This window comes from Mycobacterium sp., assembly GCF_035506235.1.
GTDB lineage: Bacteria > Actinomycetota > Actinomycetes > Mycobacteriales > Mycobacteriaceae > Mycobacterium.
Genome location: NZ_DATJPU010000233.1, coordinates 1 through 15833, shown reverse-complemented (window position 1 = coordinate 15833; position 15833 = coordinate 1). Strand labels below are relative to the sequence as shown.

Genomic DNA, 15833 nt, shown 5'->3' with positions numbered 1-15833 from the left:
TACACCGATGGGTTAATTTGGACCCCTGCGCACCTCGTCGCCGACGTTGCCGCCGAGGTGCGCTCCGGCTTCTCCGAGGCGGAGGCCATCGAGCTCACCTTCGACGTCATGCGCAACGCCAGCAACAAGGTCGCCGTGTCGCTGGGGGCCGACGCCCCGCGGGTCGAGGAGGGCACCGAGCGTTACCTGCTCGATGCCGACGGTCAGACGGTGTTCAGCTGATGGCGGCGTGTGCCAAGGTGCCGCGCCGGCTATGCGCTCGGTGCGGCACCTCGGTCGGTTAGCGACGCGGATTAGCCGCCGCCTCCGCCACCGGCACCGCCGTCGGGAACGTAGTTGTAGTCGACGTCGGTGGGATCGGCGCTCACCGTCGTGTTCGCCGGGTGGATGGCCTCGGTGAACGCCAGCACCGGCGCGGCGGCCATGCCCGCAATCGCGAGTGCTGCGAGCACGAAACGCACATCAGGGGGCCGGCGACGGTGCACGGTTGTTCTACCCATCGTTACTTCCTTTCAGCAACTGTTTTCTCTTTGGTAATACGCGCGTATTAAGGCAGCAGTGTGCGCCGCCAATTCCCGCGAAACCAGCGAGGAAGGTTACGAGAAGGTAAAAGAAGAATACGTTTTGTTTCGGCCGGTTCACGGTTCAAAACGTCCGCGACTTCGGCGGAAACGTGCATTGTTGCCCGCCAATTCCCCCGTGCGACAACGCGATCGGTAAACCATCGACCCCAGGGCATTGACCGGTTGGCGCACATCCCTACGGCGGCACGAACGTGCGGGCGACCAGCCATACTTTGGCAGCAACGCCCGGACATGCAACCCATTTAGAGTGCGCGGGAAAACGCGATGCGTGGGCCCGAATGCCCGGGTGTCTATCCAGCGACGACCACAGAAGTGGCTCGTCGCAACTCATTTCGTTCATCCTCTGCTTTACGGGCTGGATGAAAGAAGTTCCACGCGTGTGTTTCGCAATTTGGGTGTCAAGTGGGTTTCGTCAAAGCGGCCTCCGGCATCTTCGCCGCTTTCGCGCCCGAGCCGACGCGCGCAATTGTGAGGATTCTCGGCCCGGTTCAGGCGATGAGACGGCCGCGCGGCGAAGCGCGGCGGCTTGCCGCCGGCCGCGACCCGGTTCCGCACAGGACTCGCCGTCGCCTTCGGTAAGGTCCTCCTGAGCACTGCGGAAGTGGCAAGGTAGCAAGCAGCGCTGGGGCGGTAGCTCAGTTGGTTAGAGCCGCGGACTCATAATCCGTTGGTCGCGGGTTCGAGCCCCGCCCGCCCCACTCAGACCGTGTATGACCTCGGCTGATGCGTGACATTTCGGTTCGGTTGATGTCTGAGAGTGTTTCGGTTGATCCTTGACACTCCCTAGATGAGGGAGTTGAGCGTCGCCGAGCACACCCCTGTTACCTGCAACCTCGGCTGAGACGGGTCACAGCAGTCCGACTCCCACCACTGGCTGATTTTGAGCAGTGCATGGAGATCGAATCCGTTGACCAACCGTGCGGATGGTCAAACGTAACTAGATAAGACGTATGATTGAAGCAAGCGGTCGGCTCGTTTAGCTGGCAATACGCAGTCTTGCCTTGACGCCTCTTCGGGTCTGGTCATACGCTCGGGTCATACATGTCCGTCAGATCGCCCGTCGTCAGGGCGCCAACGGAAGTTGAGACATCGATGAACGTGAACAGCACCGCTCCCAACGTCCTCGACGCTGGCCTCCCTACGTTCAATTACAGCCTCATGGCCACTCCGCACGACATCCTCGAAGATGTCCGAAGGGCGCAATCCTGCGCACCGATCGCCATCGGGCCCCTTGGCCCGGAAATCCTGTCCTACGAGTTGGCTAGAGATATCCTGCGCGACAACAGGTTCCGCATGCCGCCCGGCATCACGCTGGCGGCGCAGGGCATCACCTCGGGCCCGTTATACGACAAATTAATGAGCAGCCTCCTAGGTCTCGAGGGCGCGCCACATACTCGCTTACGCAAACTGGTGTCGAAAGCATTCACTCCCCGCGCGACAGCGTCTCTTCAAGACACGATCCACGAGGTGGTGAATGGCCTGATCGATCGGGTAGTAGACGCCGGACGGTGCGACGTCGTGACCGATATCGCGCGCCCGTACCCCACCCCGATCATGTGCGCGCTGATCGGCGCGCCTCGCGAGGACTGGCAGCTGTTCGCACAATGGACTGACCACATCTTCAAAGCTTTCAGTTTGCAGACCGACGCCACCTTCGACGAAGCCGAGATCATGCGGGCGTGGGGCGAACTCGACGCGTACGTCGACGATATGGTCGCCGTCCGCCGAAACAACCTGACCGATGACCTGCTCTCCGAGCTCATACGCGCCGAAAGCGACGGGGACCGGCTGAACCTCGACGAACTCCGCATGCTGGTGGCGGGCTTCTTGATGGCGGGAACGGATACGACGCGAAATCAGCTCGCCGCGTCGGTGCAGGTGCTTTGCGAGCATCCGGATCAATGGGCGAAGCTGGGCGACCAACCACAACTGGCGATGCAGGCGGTCGAGGAGAGCATGCGCCACTCGCCGGCGGTCTGTATCGCGCCGCGCGCCGCAACCGAGGATGCCGAATTCGCCGGCTACATGTTCCCGGCAGGGACTTTCGTAGTTGTGAATACCTTTGCAGCCAATCGTGATCCAGCGATCTATGACGATGCAGATCGCTTCGACATCTCGCGCAAGGACTTGCCCGCAATTCTGACCTTCGGCGGTGGTGCCCACTACTGCCTGGGGGCGAACCTCGCACGCCGGGAGTTGGCAGAAGCACTGACAATCCTCACAAGACGTCTCCGTGCGCCCCATCGCGTCGGTTCGGCCCCGTGGAAATCCCTGCTGGGAATGAGCGGCCCCACAACACTCGAGATCGAGTTCGAGGCCGAAAGGCTTGTGGCAGCGGATGCGTAGTCGCGGCTGGGCAGGATCTACGCCCGCCTCGGACGAGGAGGCAATCGACCGCATTCTGAATGCGGTGGCCGATGTGGTCGCCGAACACGGGCCAGCGATACGCCTGGCCGACGTCGCCCGGAAACTCGGAGTCACTCGCCAGACCGTGTACCGCTACTTCCCCAATGCCGACGCGCTGCTCATCGCCAGCGCAATGCGTGCGGTCGACGGATTCATCGACCAGGTTGCGGAACACGTCCGCGGACTCAACGACCCAGTCACCGCAATCGTCGAAAGCGTGTCGTTTGGAATCGACAATCTCGCCGGTGATCCACAGCTGGAAAATCTGCTGACCCGGCGGCACGAGGGCGAAGCCGCCACCTCGCTGACGTCTGACACGGCCATCACAATCTGTTTGTCTGTCTTCCACCGCTTCGATGTGGATTGGAGACTTCACGGTTACGACGGCACCGCGCTCAGCGAACTCGCCGAAATGACCCTGCGCACAGTGCAGTCCATCCTGACCGATCCCGTACAGCCACCCCGGGAGGGAATCGAACTACGCCGCTTCATTACTCGATGGCTCGGTCCCGCGATCCTCTATCCACGGATGACTTCGCTCTCAATCCACGAACGACACGCACCATCGGCCTGACACATGGGACGACAAAGACGCGCTTCGCTGTCGTTCTAGCCGAAAGTCACTGCGTGCAATCGACTTTGGTCAACACCAGCGCGGCTTCGTTGTACGGAAACAGGCGGTAGAACATCCCTGATGGCCCCGTAACGATCGCTGCGCCCTCGGCCTTACTCACAAGGCGAGGATTGACCAGCGCGATACTCCTGCCGCGCCTGTGCAATACCGCCTGTCCACCGGCCAAAACATTCTTCACCCAGTCCGATTTCAACCCGTACCCGATCAGAACGACGAAGCCGTCGCGGGTGGGGAAAACCAACAGCGGCGTTCGATAACGCCTGCCTGATTTGCGTCCGATATGTTCGAGTGTCCCTTGGCCCGGAAGCCACGGCGTGATCGACCGAGCCGCTAGGTTGGTGACTCGACGATTGAACTTTGCGACGGCCCTTGGCGCCCGCATAGTCTTTCATTCCCAGCCGAGCTCGAAATCAATGATGTGCCAACTCATGCGCTCGCGGGCACCAGGGCGCTGATGTCCTCGCCTTGAAGCAGCTTGATCGTCAGGTTCAGGTCGAAGTAGTCGGTCCAGCGTGTGATCCTCCCGTCGTCATCGACTACGAAGGTCCCCATTACGGGGATGGCCGGCTTGCGTCCATCCGGAGTCTGGATGTAGTCCAGGCGTTCGGTGAGCACCACGGAACCCTCGCTGGCGAGGTTGACGATCTCGAAGGCGTAGGCGTCCGGGAACGTCGCGAATTGGGCGGCCATGTTCTCCACGATGGCGTCTGATCCGGTGAAGGCGGGCATTCCCACGTTCTGATAGACGGCCCCTTCGGCAAGCAGGGGACGCAACGATTCGGCGTCCCGTTGCTCCATTAAGGCGCAGAAGTGGCGGACGACATCGGCTGGCGAAGACATGAGTGAATCCCTTCACGGCGAGTAGGTGAATCAACTTGCGCGGGCTGGAAGATGATGCGGATCCGCCTTCCTAAAGACTCAGTGCTCGTGGATGATCACCCCGCGAATGTTGCGGCCGGCGAGCATGTCGTCGTAGGCCTCGTTGATGTCGTCGAGCTTGTACTCGGTGGTGACGGTTTCGTCGAGCAACAGCTTGCCGCTTCGATACAAGCTGATAAGTCGAGGGATGTCGGCGCGGGGGTTGGCTTCGCCGTACAGGCTGCCCAGGAGGCGTTTTTGGAACAGCGTGAACAACGTCAGCGGCAGCGTCGGCGTCACGTCGGACATCGATGCCAGGGCGGTGACCACCACGGCACCGCCCTTCCGCACCGCGTTGAGTGCGTCGTTGATCATCGCGCCTTCGAGCACACCTGGCGTGAGGATGGCCGAGTCGGCCATGACTCCACGCGTAATCTCGCCAACTAACTGGGTTGCGACCTCCATCGACGTGGCAAAGTGAGTGGCCCCGAACTGAAACGCCTTGTCGCGCTTGCTCGGCTCAATATCGACCACGACGATTTGCTCCGCTCCCGCCAGCCGCGCGCCCTGAATGGCACCGCTGCCGATCCCTCCGCAGCCAATCACGAGTACCACGTCGCCGGGACTGATGTTCGCGGTATTGACGGCCGAACCCCAGCCGGTGGTTACGCCGCAGCCGAGAAGACATGCGCGTGATAGCGGTACATCGTTGTCGATCTTGACCACTGAGGCTTCCGACAACACGCCCCATTGCGCGAAACTGCCTACGCCTGAGAGGGCTCCGATGCCCCGTCCTCTGGCTCGGCGCCGGAAGGTGCCGTCGGCCTGAACTCCCGCTAGGATGATCGCCCCGTAATCGCAGAGGTTTTGACGGCCCGTGGCGCACCAGCGGCAGCGACCGCACGCCGGCAGGAAAGATGTGACCACGTGGTCTCCCACCGCCACATCGCGCACTCCCGGACCAACCTCTTGAACGACGCCCGCCCCTTCGTGTCCACCGATCAAGGGAAAGCTCACCCCGAACATGTCGCCGGTGCGGATGTGGTGGTCCGAATGGCATAGACCGGTGGCTTCGAACTCGACGAGTAGCTCGCCTTCCTGCGGCGGATCGAGTTCGATCTCTTCCACAGACCACTTCTCGTTCAGCCCCCACAGAACTGCTCCCTTGGTCTTCATGGCGACTCCTTGACGATATGTATGGCACGTTCGGGGCAGTTCGCGATCGCGTTGTGCGCCCGGTCTTCCCATCCGGGAGGAATATGCTCCATTGTGACGAAGGCGGTCCCTTCGTCGTCGATGTCGAACAATTCGGGATATGTTGCGTAACAACGGCTGTGGCCTTGGCACATTTCCCTGACGACATGAAGCTTCATTGTTCAGTCCAATCCGCTCGGTCGGTCCCCGATGACTCCTTCTTCTGTGAGCGCTGCAATCGATGCGGCGTCGATGCCGAGTAGGTCGCCGATAATGCTCGCGTTGTGCTGCCCCAACGTCGGCGCCGATGACCGATACCACTTGTCCACGCTGCGGTACTTGAAGGGAATCGCCGGCACGTGATGCGGTCCCACGATGGGATGGTCGAGGCCTTCGAAAAAGCCTCGAGCGGCCAGCTGAGGGTGCATCGAACCGACCCTGGCGTCTACCAAATCCGCAGCCGGAACACCATATTCAACGAGAAATTCTGCGGCGGTCGAGGAATCGTGGCCGCCAGCCCACTGCTCGAGATGCTTATCGATCACATCATGTGCCCGCACCCGCCCGTCGTGGGTGTCCAACCCGGGGTCATTCGCCCAATCCGGTTCACCCAGAGCCGACTTCAGCAGGCGCCACTGCTCATCCGTGGCGACCGAAATCGCCAGCCAGCGCTCGGTCCCCGCGCATTGATAGAGCCCTTGTGGGGCGGCGTCACGGCTGCGATTTCCCAGTCGCGATATCAGGTTGCCACAGGCGGTGAATTCCACAACCTGCTCGGCGGCCGCGTTGAGCGCGGCCTCAACCATCGACACTTCGATCACGGACCCTTGGCGGGTCTCGTCGCGTCGCCGGAGGCCCGCGATCATGGCGAATGCGGAATGCATTCCCGCCAGTGGGTCACATGGGCCGCGGGGGATTCGCGGCTGGTCGTATTCATGGCCGGTCACCCACGCCATCCCGGTCATCTGTTCCATCGTCTGCGCGAAGCCCACGTTGTTGCGCCATGGTCCGACGAGCCCGAACGCGGGCATTCGAACCATGACTATTCGAGGGTTGAGCTCACTGACGGTTTCCCACGTGATGCCGAAATTGTCGAAGACGCGGGGCGAAAAGTTTTCAACGAGGATGTCGGAGCACTCCACAAGTCGGAAGAACAGCTCCCGCCCTTCGGGCGAGGACAGGTCGAGGGTGAGTCCGCGCTTGTTCGTGTTGGTCGCCAGGTACATCCCGGACCTTTCCCACCACTCAGGCTGATTGGCGAACGCCGCGGCCGCCATCCGTGCGCCGTCGGGGTGACGGATCGATTCCAGGTGAATTACCTCGGCCCCCAGTGCGGCAAGCACGTGGGTGGAGGAGGGGCCAGCCCACCAAGCAGTCGCGTCGAGGATTCGTACGCCCTCCAGCGGAAGTCCCGGCGCACGATCGGCAGCGGCCGCAATCCTGCTGTGGACGGGCACTGTTGCCATTTCGCCGAGCGGGGGAGCACCGGCGGTTGGGGCGGGTCGTAGGCCATTGATCTGGTAGGGCGCCAACGGGTGGGTGAAGCTGCCATCGGCGTACGTGCCCCACACGCCGCGCGCCGCGAACTGCGGGTGGTCCAACACGGTCTGGCCATTGTTGACCGGCGACACGGGGATCCGCAGATCGGAGGCCAACGCGACGATCTCGTCAGTGGAACGTTGCGTCGTCCATTCCCGCACAATCTGATTCCACTCCTCCCGGCGTTCCCACCGGGTCGTGGCGACTGCCCAGGCTTGGTCCTCGTCGAGCAGGTCGAGTCGGCCGATCATCGCCAGGAACGACTCGAATTGTTGGCGGGTATTGGTGTTGAAGCCCACCCATCCGTCTGCGGTCGGTTCGATGGAAGGGATTTCAACCTGTCGGGCCGGCACCGTCAACGGGGGACGGCCGGCCAACTCGTGGTAGAGGTCGGCGAATCCGCTGGCGCTGAGGTGACAAGTCTCCAACAACGAGCAGTCAACGATTTCACCCGCGCCGCCGAGTTGAGCGCGACGCAATGCGCCAAGCGCCCCGACGGCGGCATAACTGGCCATCACCCATTCGAAGACCCGACCACCCGCTTGAATGGGCGGTTGGTCCGGACGACCTCGCAACGCCAGGGTTCCGCTCTCGGCCTGGATCGTGAACTCCGTTGAGGGTCGGCCCCGGTACGGTCCGGTCAACCCGTACGGAGACAACGCCATGATCACCAGGTGTGGCGCACGCCGTAGCAGGGCCTCGCGGTCGAGTGCCCCAGGGCCGAGAGAATCGACGAACACGTCGGCGGAAACGATCAGCGGCTCCAGCTCGGGCAGTGAAGTGCCAACGACTGAACGCTTGCCGGCGTTCAAGAATTTGAACAGCGCGCCGGCCTCGCTTCGATCGCCAAACGTTCTGCGGCGGAACGGATCCCCGTCTGGGGATTCAATCTTGATGACCTCTGCTCCCAGGTCGGCGAACAACTTGGTGCAGTACGGACCGGTGATCTCCGTCGCCCACTCGACAACGCGAACCCCACGCAGAGCGTTCATCGCCTTGCGGCTTTGCGCGTCAATGTTTTCGGGAGTGAGTTACTCGCACCGATGAGTGCACACACGCCACCTTCTGTCCTCACGCTCGTGCCGATCGAGCCGGGTGCTCTGCATCCGCATGGCTGCGGCCTGGCTGGCAACGACGCTAGCGACGGGAAAGCCAGGGTGTCAAGTGTGACTCGATAACTATGGCCGCGGTTGAGTCCGGCGGATCTTCTAGTCGGCCGCGCGGACCTTCGGGGCCCGTCGGACCTGCCCGCCTCGCTTGGCGGGCGGCGCCCCAGTTGATGTGCTTACGCCTTTGGCGAGGATCTGCGAACCCAGTTCGATCTGCGCGCGGATGTCTGACTCGCCCGTACCAAACCAGCGTGGTCCGAGGCTCGTTGTGAAGATGATGAAGTTGGCCAGCAGCTCGGCGAACAGGTCGGCGTCGACGTCGGCCCTGATCTGCCCCGCGGCTTGGTAGTGGCGAACGCCTTCGGCAATAACGGAGGTACGGCGTGCGTGATTGGGTTGCAGCACGCGCAGCGAGAAGTCCGGATCTGACAACGCCCGACCGGAAATGTCCCAGCCGGGAACACCGCTGTCCCGGTCATCGATCCTTAGTCTCGCAAAGAAGAGCTGCTCGATATAGTCCTCGAAGCGCGCAGGCAGCGCCGCCACGACTTGCTCCTCGGCCTCACTGACGAGGTCCGCGATCTGTCGAGAAACGACTTGCTCGAAGATGCCTCGCTTGTCCCCGAAGTAGTGGAACAGCATTGCCTCCGAGCAGTCGGCGCGACGAGCGATCTCCTTTGTCGCCGCGGCCGCATATCCCGCTTCGGCAAAGACCTCGGCAGCCGCTTCAAGGAGGGCTCGTTGTTTGCCGTCCTTGTCGCGAACTCGCCGCCGCGCGCCTGTGGTCATCACACATACTGTAGCGAGCACCCGTCGACTTAGAGGAAGCTCGCACGCGTGCCGTCCCACGCCACCCAGGCTTCTTCGGGCTCATCCTTTTGTTCGCAGGGCAATGCGGCGCGCGGTCGCAATTGGGCTCAGGTAGTTATCGAGTGCGACTTGACTCCCCGCAGCCGACGACTTACTGTGCTGCCAAAGCAAATTTCGGCGTGTGCGAGAAATCCGAGGGCCGGCGCAGATGGCACATGGACGGTGGCATGTTTGCGGTGTAGCTGGAATGTGGACGGCCCCTCGGTGGATGCTGTCTGGCCAGGCTGACCGCCGTCGTTGTCCCGAGCTCGGCATGCCGGCGTGCGGGGGCGGAAAGGAATACCCATGGTGAGCAAATCACCGGAGGAACACGCCCGGAACCTCGATCTTCGTCACGAAGATTTCAACGACCAAGAATTCCTGTACAAGGTCTACGCGGTGATGCGGGAGAGCGGGCCGTTCAGTCACCAGGACGTCCCTTTCCTGGGCCCTACGCCGGGGGGCGCGTGGGTCGCCACCCGCTACGACGACTGCTACGAGATCTTGCGTGACTGGCGCAGCTTCTCCAGCAAGCCCCTGGGGCTGGAGGGCAACCCGATGTCGTTTGGCGACATCGTGATCACCTTGGATCCTCCACGGCAGCAACAGCTTCGCAAGGTTCTCAACCCATATTTTTCCCCGGGCCGGATGAAGGAGCTGGAGCCCCAGGTGCGCGCGGTCACCGATGGGTTGATCGACAACTTCATCGAATTGGGCGGCGGTGATCTCGCCGACGTCGCATGGCAGCAACCCGGGATCGTGTTCTTCCGGTATCTACTCGGCATGCCCGTTGAGGACGTGCCGCTCTACATCGAGACAGCTGACCTCGCGATCAACGGTGAGAGCGAAGAGGTCCGGAACGGTTCGATGACGAATCTGTACCTCCGCGTGCGCGAGGAGATCGACAAGCGTCGCGGTGAACCGCCGCGTGACGACCTGATCGATGTGTTGCTCGCCGCCGAGGTCGACGGCGAGAAATTGAGCTTCGACGACGTTGTCGCGAATGTGATGCTGCTGGTGCAGGCGGGGCTCGAAACAACCTCTAGTGCAATGTCGTTCGCCTTCTTCTATCTGGGCACCCATGCGTCCGAGCGCGACCGACTTGTACGCGATGCCGAGTTGATGCCCACGGCGATAGAGGAATTTATCCGGTTCGCCGGTTCGGTCCACGGGCTGCATCGCTCAGTCGCGGAAGGGGTTGAACTAAGCGGCCAGAAGTTCCGTCCCGGTCAGACGGTCGTCGTGAACTACGCGGCCGCCAACCGCGACGCGCGCGAGTTCGACGAGCCGGACAAGTGCATTCTCGACAGGCAGACAAATCGCCACCTGGGATTCGGAGCCGGCGTCCATCGCTGCCTAGGCTCCAATCTCGCCCGGCTCGAGTTTCGGGTGGGCGTCGAACAGACCCTGAATCGGATACCCGACTACGCCATCCCCCTCGGGGCAAAAGTTGATTTTCACGGGAACTCGGTCACTCGGGGCTACCGCGCCCTGCCCGTCGTCTTCACGCCGGGAGTCCGCATCGCCCAATGAGGGGCGACCGCCCATATCAGCTCGCAGACAGCGCAATAGCGAAATCAGGGAGGAACCCGTGGACAAGCAAGATCTTCAATGGATGATCTCCGTCGATGACCACATCATCGAGCCACCGAACCTCTGGGTCGACCGCGCGTCGACCGCCGACCGCGATCGGGTGCCACACGTCGAGCGCATCGACGGCGTCGACACGTGGATCTACGACCAAGCGCGCGCGTCGGTGATGGGCATCTTGGTCGCGGCTCACCAAAGGCCGGCCGAGTATTCCCCGCTGCCAGTGAATTACGACGAGATGCCCCGTGGGTACTTCGACCCGGTGGCCCGCATCCCCGACATGGACGAGGATCATGTGATCGCGGGATTGAACTTTCCGTTCTTCCCCCGGTTCTGCGGTCAGATGTTCGCCCACCTCGGTGACCGCGACCTAGGTCTCAAGTGCGTGCGCGCCTACAACGACTTCGTCATCGATGAGTGGTGCGCGGCGGCGCCCGGTCGTTACATCCCGATGGTAATCATTCCGCTGTGGGATACCCGACTGGCCGTCGAGGAGACGCTACGGTGCGCCGGCAAGGGCGCGAAAGCCATTGCCTTCTCGGAGAACGTGCACCCGCTGGGATTTCCGTCCATCCACTCGGGAGCTTGGGACGATTTCTTCGCGGTGGTGAACGAGACGAAGATGCCGCTGTGCACACACATCGGATCTTCCTCGGTCAGCCCGAACACATCACCTGACGCGCCTTTCGGGGTTCAGGCGGTCAACATCAACCTCAATCTGGCGAACTCAACCACCGACTGGCTGTTCTCGGGCAAGCTGCAGAAGTACCCCGATCTGAAAATCGTGCTGGCCGAGGGCGGCATCGGCTGGATCCCATACCTCATCGAGCGTGCTGAACATGTCGCCGCCGATTACCAATACCTGCGCGCCAACAACTGGGCTGTTGACCCGGCCACGATGCGTCTGACCCCTGTACCCACCGACCCGGACATTTTCCCCGAGTCTCCGCGCCAGCTCTTCCGCGACCACATGTACGGGTGCTTCATCGAGGACGACTTCGGGGCTGCGAATCTCGACTTCATCGGTGTCGACAATGTGATGATCGAAACGGATTATCCGCACACCGACAGCCTCTGGCCCAACTCGCTCCAGGCCGCACATAAGGCACTCGACGGCCGGTCCGACCTCGACAAGTACAAAATTCTGCAAGGTAATGCCCGCCGGGTCTTCGACTTTGAGCCCGCCCCGTGTCCGACGCTGACGTAGTCAACGGCTGACGGACTCGTTTGATGCGGGAGTACCAGAGCTTCATCGACGGTAAGTGGTTGAGCGACAACGCCCTCGGCACCATCGACGTCATCGATCCGGCGACCGAGGAGTTGATCGGACGAGTCGTCGACGGGGGACCCAAGCAGGCGGCCATGGCGATCGAGGCCGCCCGGCGGGCTTTTGACGAAGGCCCGTGGCCGTGGATGTCCGTTCGGGAACGGGCAAAGATCATCAAGCGATTCGCTGAAATCCTCGATGAGCGCAAAGCGGAACTTCGAGAGCTGGTCGTCGCCGAGATCGGCTCGACCGGCTTCATCACCGACCTCATTCAGGTTGGGGGCGCGATCGAGGCCGCCCACTACTACGGCGAGTTCGTCGAACACGATGTGACGTGGGTGGAGACACCGGGCGGGCCCACGGTTTCGCCGACCGGCCTGGGCGGCGTGACGGTGGTCCGCGAGCCGGTCGGGGTGGTCGGAGTCATCACGCCGTTCAACTTTCCGTTCTCGATCAACATTCAGAAGTGCCTGGCCGCCTTGGCCGTCGGCTGCACCGTGGTGCTCAAGCCCCACCCGTGGACCCCGATGAACGCCCTGGAGCTGGCCAAGGTCGGTGAGGAAGCGGGCCTCCCGCCCGGAGTGTTCAACGTCGTCGTGGGCGGTGCGGACGTGGGGGAGGAGCTGTGTACGCACCGAGGTGTCGACATGATCGGGTTCACGGGTTCGACGGCGACCGGTCGACGCATCCGCGAACTATCGGCGGCCACGATGAAACGCGCACAGCTGGAACTCGGCGGCAAGAGCGCGCACATCGTCCTCGACGACGTCACCGAAAGTGACGTCGCGGGAATAGGTTTCGGGCAGGTGCTGATGCATGCCGGACAGGCATGCACCGTCACATCGCGACTTCTGTTGCCCGAGCACCTGCTCGAAGCGTATGTCGAGGGCCTCAAAGCCATGGCTCCCATGATCACGGTCGGGGACCCGCGTGATCCCACCACTGTCGTCGGTCCGCTCATCAGGGATCAGCAGCGTCAACGAGTTGAGTCCTTCGTTCTGGCCGGGGTGCAGGAAGGCGCGCGGCTGGTGGTCGGTGGCAAACGTCCCGAACATCTCGAACGCGGCTTCTACTACGAACCGACGGCATTCGTCGACTGCCGCAGCGACATGCGCTTATGCCAGGAAGAGGTGTTCGGCCCTGTACTGGCGGTGATGACCTATCGCTCCGAAGACGAAGCCATCCGCATCGCGAACGACTCGATCTACGGTCTGGCAGGTCTGGTGATGACCCGCAACGCCGCAAGGGGTTTCAACGTCGCGAGGCAGATCCGAACCGGCACCATCATGGTGCAGACTGTCGCACCCGGTGCCGACCTCGGTGCCAATCCGGGCGATGGGCAGGGCCCCGGCTGGTCGTTGCCGGCGCGTGGCATGTTCAACGGCGGGGGGCCATTCGGCGGCTTCAAACAAAGTGGACTCGGCCGCGAGCAGGGGCGCTGGGGCTTCGAGGAATACACCGAGCTGAAATCAATCACCATGATGTAGCGGCGAAAGGTCGCGTGATGGAACTTCTCAAGGACGTCCGGGTCCTCGAGGTGTCACTGTTCTCCGCGGATGCACTGGGCGGGCATCTGGCCGACCTTGGCGCAGAGGTGATCAAGGTCGAACCACCCGGCGGCAGTGGTTTCCGCGGTTCGGCGGTTTCCGGCGGTGAGTTGCAGGACTCGCACTGGAACCGCGGCAAGAAGAGTGTGGCGATAAACCTGAAAACGGCTGAGGGTCAAGAGGCGTTTCGCCGGCTGGCCGCGACGTCGGCGGTGGTGATCGACGGTCTGCGTTACGGAACCGCGCACCGGCTCGGCTTCAGCTACGACGACATCGTCGCCGTCAACCCGACGGTTGTCTACTGCGTGCTCAACGGCATGGGCAGCTTTGGGCCCTACACCCGATTACCCACGCACGGGCTGTCGTTCGACTGTTTCGCCGGCTTGAGTCCGCCGATCATCGAAGCGGATGGGACGCCACGCCTTTCGGGCGCGGCCACAGGGACGACGGGGGTTCTGGCGGGACCGCTGTACGCAGCCATGGGCGTACTCGCCGCGCTACACGCCGCCGAGCGCGACGGCAAGCCACAGTACGTCGAAGTAGCGCAAGTCGACGCGGCGATCAACTGGAACTTTCAGCACCTCACGGCGCTGGCGAACGGTCAACCGGCCTACGGCGAGGGAATCCGCGCTTCGCTTCGCTACCAGTACTACCGAACAAGCGACGGCAACTACGTGGTGTTCAACGCCCTGGAGGACAAGTTCTGGCAAAGGTTCTGCGAGTCACTCGGCCGGATGGATCTCTACGAACCGGGGCACCAGAAGCCGGGGGAGGATCTCGAGGCAGAGGCCCGCCTGCGCGAGGAGTTAACGGCGATATTCAAGGAACGCACACGCAAGGAATGGACCGACTTCTTCATTGCGGCCGATATCGCAGGCGCCCCAGCGTTTTTGGGCGCAGACCTGTTCGACGACGACCACGCGAAGGCTCGCCGACTCGTCTACGAGCAGGCTCAGCCGGACGGGACGTCGCAACGAATGATGGGAACATGCATCAAGACCAAACCCGACGAAGGATTTGCACCGCCGGCGGCACCGCACGTTGGGCAGCATACTGAAGAGTTACTCGGCGCCCTGGCGGGCTACGACGCGGCCGGAATTGAGCGCCTTCGTTCGTCGGGTGCAATCTGAACACCGGCGCATGCCCCACCCACGGTTCAAATATGAGGAGGTTCGGCGTCTTATCGGCCGATCGGCAGCTAACAGCCCTGCGCGCATCTCACCTCGGCGTCACCCCGGCGACCGGGGACGATTCGTCGCCGTACCGAGGGCGTACTGAACCGTACTGGCAACGCCAGATTTTACTGTCTAGGGACTCGCAATCCGTTGGTGGCGGGTTCGAGCCCCACGTCGCAGCCCCACGTCGCGGAGACCTCGACGCGCTTACTCGCACCCCTGCGGGATGAGGCCGGGTCCTTGGCCAGCTCACGCGTGACCTTCTTCCAGCTGCCGAGCAATGTCCAAAAGGTGCTCGCCATCTACCCAGCTGTCACCAACGAAGCCCACCAACACCACGAAACCGACACAGGCATCCACCAGATGCACCGCGGCACCAAATACGCCGCCGCGCAGCACTTTCGGATGATCGTGGCCAACGATGACCGCGCCCGCACCATGCACACCTTCGCCGCACGCACCCACCGCAAGCTCCTGCCCGCCGCCGTGGCCGCCTAATCGGATACCCCGCCAAACCTCAGGACTACGCGGGCTTGCGGGCCGAATTGTCCGCGCTGGCGGATGGGACCGGCTCGTCGCCGTCTGGCCGGGCCGCGCCCGCGGCGAGGTGCTTGAGCAGCTCGGCCTGGATCAGCCGGCGCCCGGGCGCGAGCCGGTGCGAGAGCCCGTTCAGAAGGATCAGCGTGCGCCCGACGAGCGCGAAGTCCTCCGGGATCTTGCGCAGGCTCGTCGCGCCCAGGATCTCGAAGAAGCTAGCCTCGGTGTCGCTGTCGCCGACCGTCATCAGCATTAGCGAGCGCAGGTTCCCGGGTTTCATCGAGGCGACGTCGAAGCCGAGCTGCTCGGCCGCGGAGAACGCGGAACGCGAGTCGCCGATCATCGAAGAGACCATCATCGTCGCGACGAGCCGCGCGAAGCCAGGCGGCAGCTCCTTGGCCAGGCCGAAGTCGAGGAGGCCGATCCGGCCGTCGGGCAGGATCAGCAGGTTCCCGGGGTGCGGATCGCCGTGGAAGAAGCCCTGCTCGAAGATCATCGTGCCGTAGAGCGCGCCGATCTTGCGCGCGATCTCCGCGAGCTTGTG

At 62.8% G+C, this 15833-nt stretch carries 16 protein-coding genes and 1 tRNA gene; 9 read left to right on the top strand and 8 right to left on the bottom strand.

The window, feature by feature from the left end; all coding sequences use genetic code 11:
* The coding region (locus tag VMD50_RS21220; protein WP_475448033.1) for a carboxymuconolactone decarboxylase family protein at positions 1-222 on the top strand (222 nt) is incomplete at its 5' end.
* Positions 223-293: 71 nt separating this feature from the next.
* Here the strand turns inward: VMD50_RS21220 and VMD50_RS21215 are convergent.
* A complete protein-coding gene (locus VMD50_RS21215) occupies positions 294-500 on the bottom strand; it encodes a hypothetical protein (protein WP_325430405.1) in 207 nt (68 codons plus the stop codon).
* Positions 501-1208: 708 nt separating this feature from the next.
* Between VMD50_RS21215 and VMD50_RS21210 the strand changes: the two genes are divergently transcribed.
* The 3 genes from VMD50_RS21210 (at position 1209) to VMD50_RS21200 (ending at position 3564) form a co-directional block, all read left to right on the top strand.
* Positions 1209-1282, top strand: a tRNA-Ile gene (locus VMD50_RS21210).
* A gap of 394 nt (positions 1283-1676) precedes the next feature.
* Entirely contained in the window at positions 1677-2930 is a 1254-nt protein-coding gene (locus VMD50_RS21205; protein ID WP_325430403.1) for a cytochrome P450, read from the top strand.
* A complete protein-coding gene (locus VMD50_RS21200) occupies positions 2923-3564 on the top strand; it encodes a TetR/AcrR family transcriptional regulator (RefSeq protein WP_325430401.1) in 642 nt (213 codons plus the stop codon). Before VMD50_RS21205 ends, VMD50_RS21200 begins: the two co-directional genes overlap by 8 nt.
* A gap of 46 nt (positions 3565-3610) precedes the next feature.
* Here VMD50_RS21200 and VMD50_RS21195 read toward each other — a convergent pair whose 3' ends face one another.
* From VMD50_RS21195 to VMD50_RS21170, 6 genes are all read right to left on the bottom strand, one after another.
* Complete coding sequence (locus VMD50_RS21195) at positions 3611-4006, bottom strand: nitroreductase family deazaflavin-dependent oxidoreductase (protein WP_325430399.1); 396 nt, start codon at positions 4004-4006, stop codon at positions 3611-3613.
* Positions 4007-4050: 44 nt separating this feature from the next.
* Positions 4051-4464 (bottom strand): limonene-1,2-epoxide hydrolase family protein, encoded by a 414-nt coding sequence (locus VMD50_RS21190; RefSeq protein ID WP_325430396.1) that lies wholly within the window; start codon positions 4462-4464, stop codon positions 4051-4053.
* 78 nt (positions 4465-4542) lie between these two features.
* Complete coding sequence (locus VMD50_RS21185) at positions 4543-5658, bottom strand: NDMA-dependent alcohol dehydrogenase (protein WP_325430392.1); 1116 nt, start codon at positions 5656-5658, stop codon at positions 4543-4545.
* Positions 5655-5831 carry a ferredoxin gene (locus VMD50_RS21180; protein WP_325430407.1) on the bottom strand — a complete coding sequence of 59 codons (177 nt, stop codon included), beginning with the start codon at positions 5829-5831 and terminating at the stop codon, positions 5655-5657. Before VMD50_RS21180 ends, VMD50_RS21185 begins: the two co-directional genes overlap by 4 nt.
* Positions 5832-5858: 27 nt before the next feature.
* A complete protein-coding gene (locus VMD50_RS21175) occupies positions 5859-8207 on the bottom strand; it encodes a CaiB/BaiF CoA transferase family protein (RefSeq protein WP_325430390.1) in 2349 nt (782 codons plus the stop codon).
* 216 nt (positions 8208-8423) lie between these two features.
* Positions 8424-9113: a TetR/AcrR family transcriptional regulator gene (locus VMD50_RS21170; protein WP_325430388.1), complete on the bottom strand. Its 690-nt coding sequence runs from the start codon at positions 9111-9113 to the stop codon at positions 8424-8426.
* 366 nt (positions 9114-9479) lie between these two features.
* Here VMD50_RS21170 and VMD50_RS21165 point away from each other — a divergent pair, with 366 nt between their 5' ends.
* The 5 genes from VMD50_RS21165 to VMD50_RS21145 all read left to right on the top strand — a co-directional run bounded on the left by VMD50_RS21165 (position 9480) and on the right by VMD50_RS21145 (position 15250).
* Positions 9480-10706: a cytochrome P450 gene (locus VMD50_RS21165; protein ID WP_325430386.1), complete on the top strand. Its 1227-nt coding sequence runs from the start codon at positions 9480-9482 to the stop codon at positions 10704-10706.
* A 58-nt stretch (positions 10707-10764) separates the two neighbouring features.
* Positions 10765-11970: an amidohydrolase family protein gene (locus VMD50_RS21160; RefSeq protein WP_325430384.1), complete on the top strand. Its 1206-nt coding sequence runs from the start codon at positions 10765-10767 to the stop codon at positions 11968-11970.
* Between the two features lie 23 nt (positions 11971-11993).
* Positions 11994-13517 carry an aldehyde dehydrogenase family protein gene (locus VMD50_RS21155; protein WP_325430381.1) on the top strand — a complete coding sequence of 508 codons (1524 nt, stop codon included), beginning with the start codon at positions 11994-11996 and terminating at the stop codon, positions 13515-13517.
* A gap of 17 nt (positions 13518-13534) precedes the next feature.
* The gene (locus tag VMD50_RS21150; protein WP_325430379.1) at positions 13535-14707 is read left to right on the top strand and encodes a CaiB/BaiF CoA transferase family protein; all 1173 of its coding nucleotides are present in this window, start codon (positions 13535-13537) and stop codon (positions 14705-14707) included.
* A gap of 285 nt (positions 14708-14992) precedes the next feature.
* A complete protein-coding gene (locus tag VMD50_RS21145; RefSeq protein WP_325430377.1) occupies positions 14993-15250 on the top strand; it encodes a hypothetical protein in 258 nt (85 codons plus the stop codon).
* A 25-nt stretch (positions 15251-15275) separates the two neighbouring features.
* Here VMD50_RS21145 and VMD50_RS21140 read toward each other — a convergent pair.
* Positions 15276-15833, bottom strand: a 558-nt coding sequence (locus tag VMD50_RS21140) for an AarF/UbiB family protein (RefSeq protein WP_325430376.1), incomplete at its 5' end; no start/stop codon positions are given.

What these genes read in the sequence shown, in the direction of transcription:
- VMD50_RS21215 (WP_325430405.1), bottom strand. Translation starts at nt 500, where the DNA reads ATGGGTAGAACAACCGTGCACCGTCGCCGGCCCCCTGATGTGCGTTTC.
- VMD50_RS21205 (WP_325430403.1), top strand. Translation starts at nt 1,677, where the DNA reads ATGAACGTGAACAGCACCGCTCCCAACGTCCTCGACGCTGGCCTCCCT.
- VMD50_RS21200 (WP_325430401.1), top strand. Translation starts at nt 2,923, where the DNA reads ATGCGTAGTCGCGGCTGGGCAGGATCTACGCCCGCCTCGGACGAGGAG.
- VMD50_RS21195 (WP_325430399.1), bottom strand. Translation starts at nt 4,006, where the DNA reads ATGCGGGCGCCAAGGGCCGTCGCAAAGTTCAATCGTCGAGTCACCAAC.
- VMD50_RS21190 (WP_325430396.1), bottom strand. Translation starts at nt 4,464, where the DNA reads ATGTCTTCGCCAGCCGATGTCGTCCGCCACTTCTGCGCCTTAATGGAG.
- VMD50_RS21185 (WP_325430392.1), bottom strand. Translation starts at nt 5,658, where the DNA reads ATGAAGACCAAGGGAGCAGTTCTGTGGGGGCTGAACGAGAAGTGGTCT.
- VMD50_RS21180 (WP_325430407.1), bottom strand. Translation starts at nt 5,831, where the DNA reads ATGTGCCAAGGCCACAGCCGTTGTTACGCAACATATCCCGAATTGTTC.
- VMD50_RS21175 (WP_325430390.1), bottom strand. Translation starts at nt 8,207, where the DNA reads ATGAACGCTCTGCGTGGGGTTCGCGTTGTCGAGTGGGCGACGGAGATC.
- VMD50_RS21170 (WP_325430388.1), bottom strand. Translation starts at nt 9,113, where the DNA reads ATGACCACAGGCGCGCGGCGGCGAGTTCGCGACAAGGACGGCAAACAA.
- VMD50_RS21165 (WP_325430386.1), top strand. Translation starts at nt 9,480, where the DNA reads ATGGTGAGCAAATCACCGGAGGAACACGCCCGGAACCTCGATCTTCGT.
- VMD50_RS21155 (WP_325430381.1), top strand. Translation starts at nt 11,994, where the DNA reads ATGCGGGAGTACCAGAGCTTCATCGACGGTAAGTGGTTGAGCGACAAC.
- VMD50_RS21150 (WP_325430379.1), top strand. Translation starts at nt 13,535, where the DNA reads ATGGAACTTCTCAAGGACGTCCGGGTCCTCGAGGTGTCACTGTTCTCC.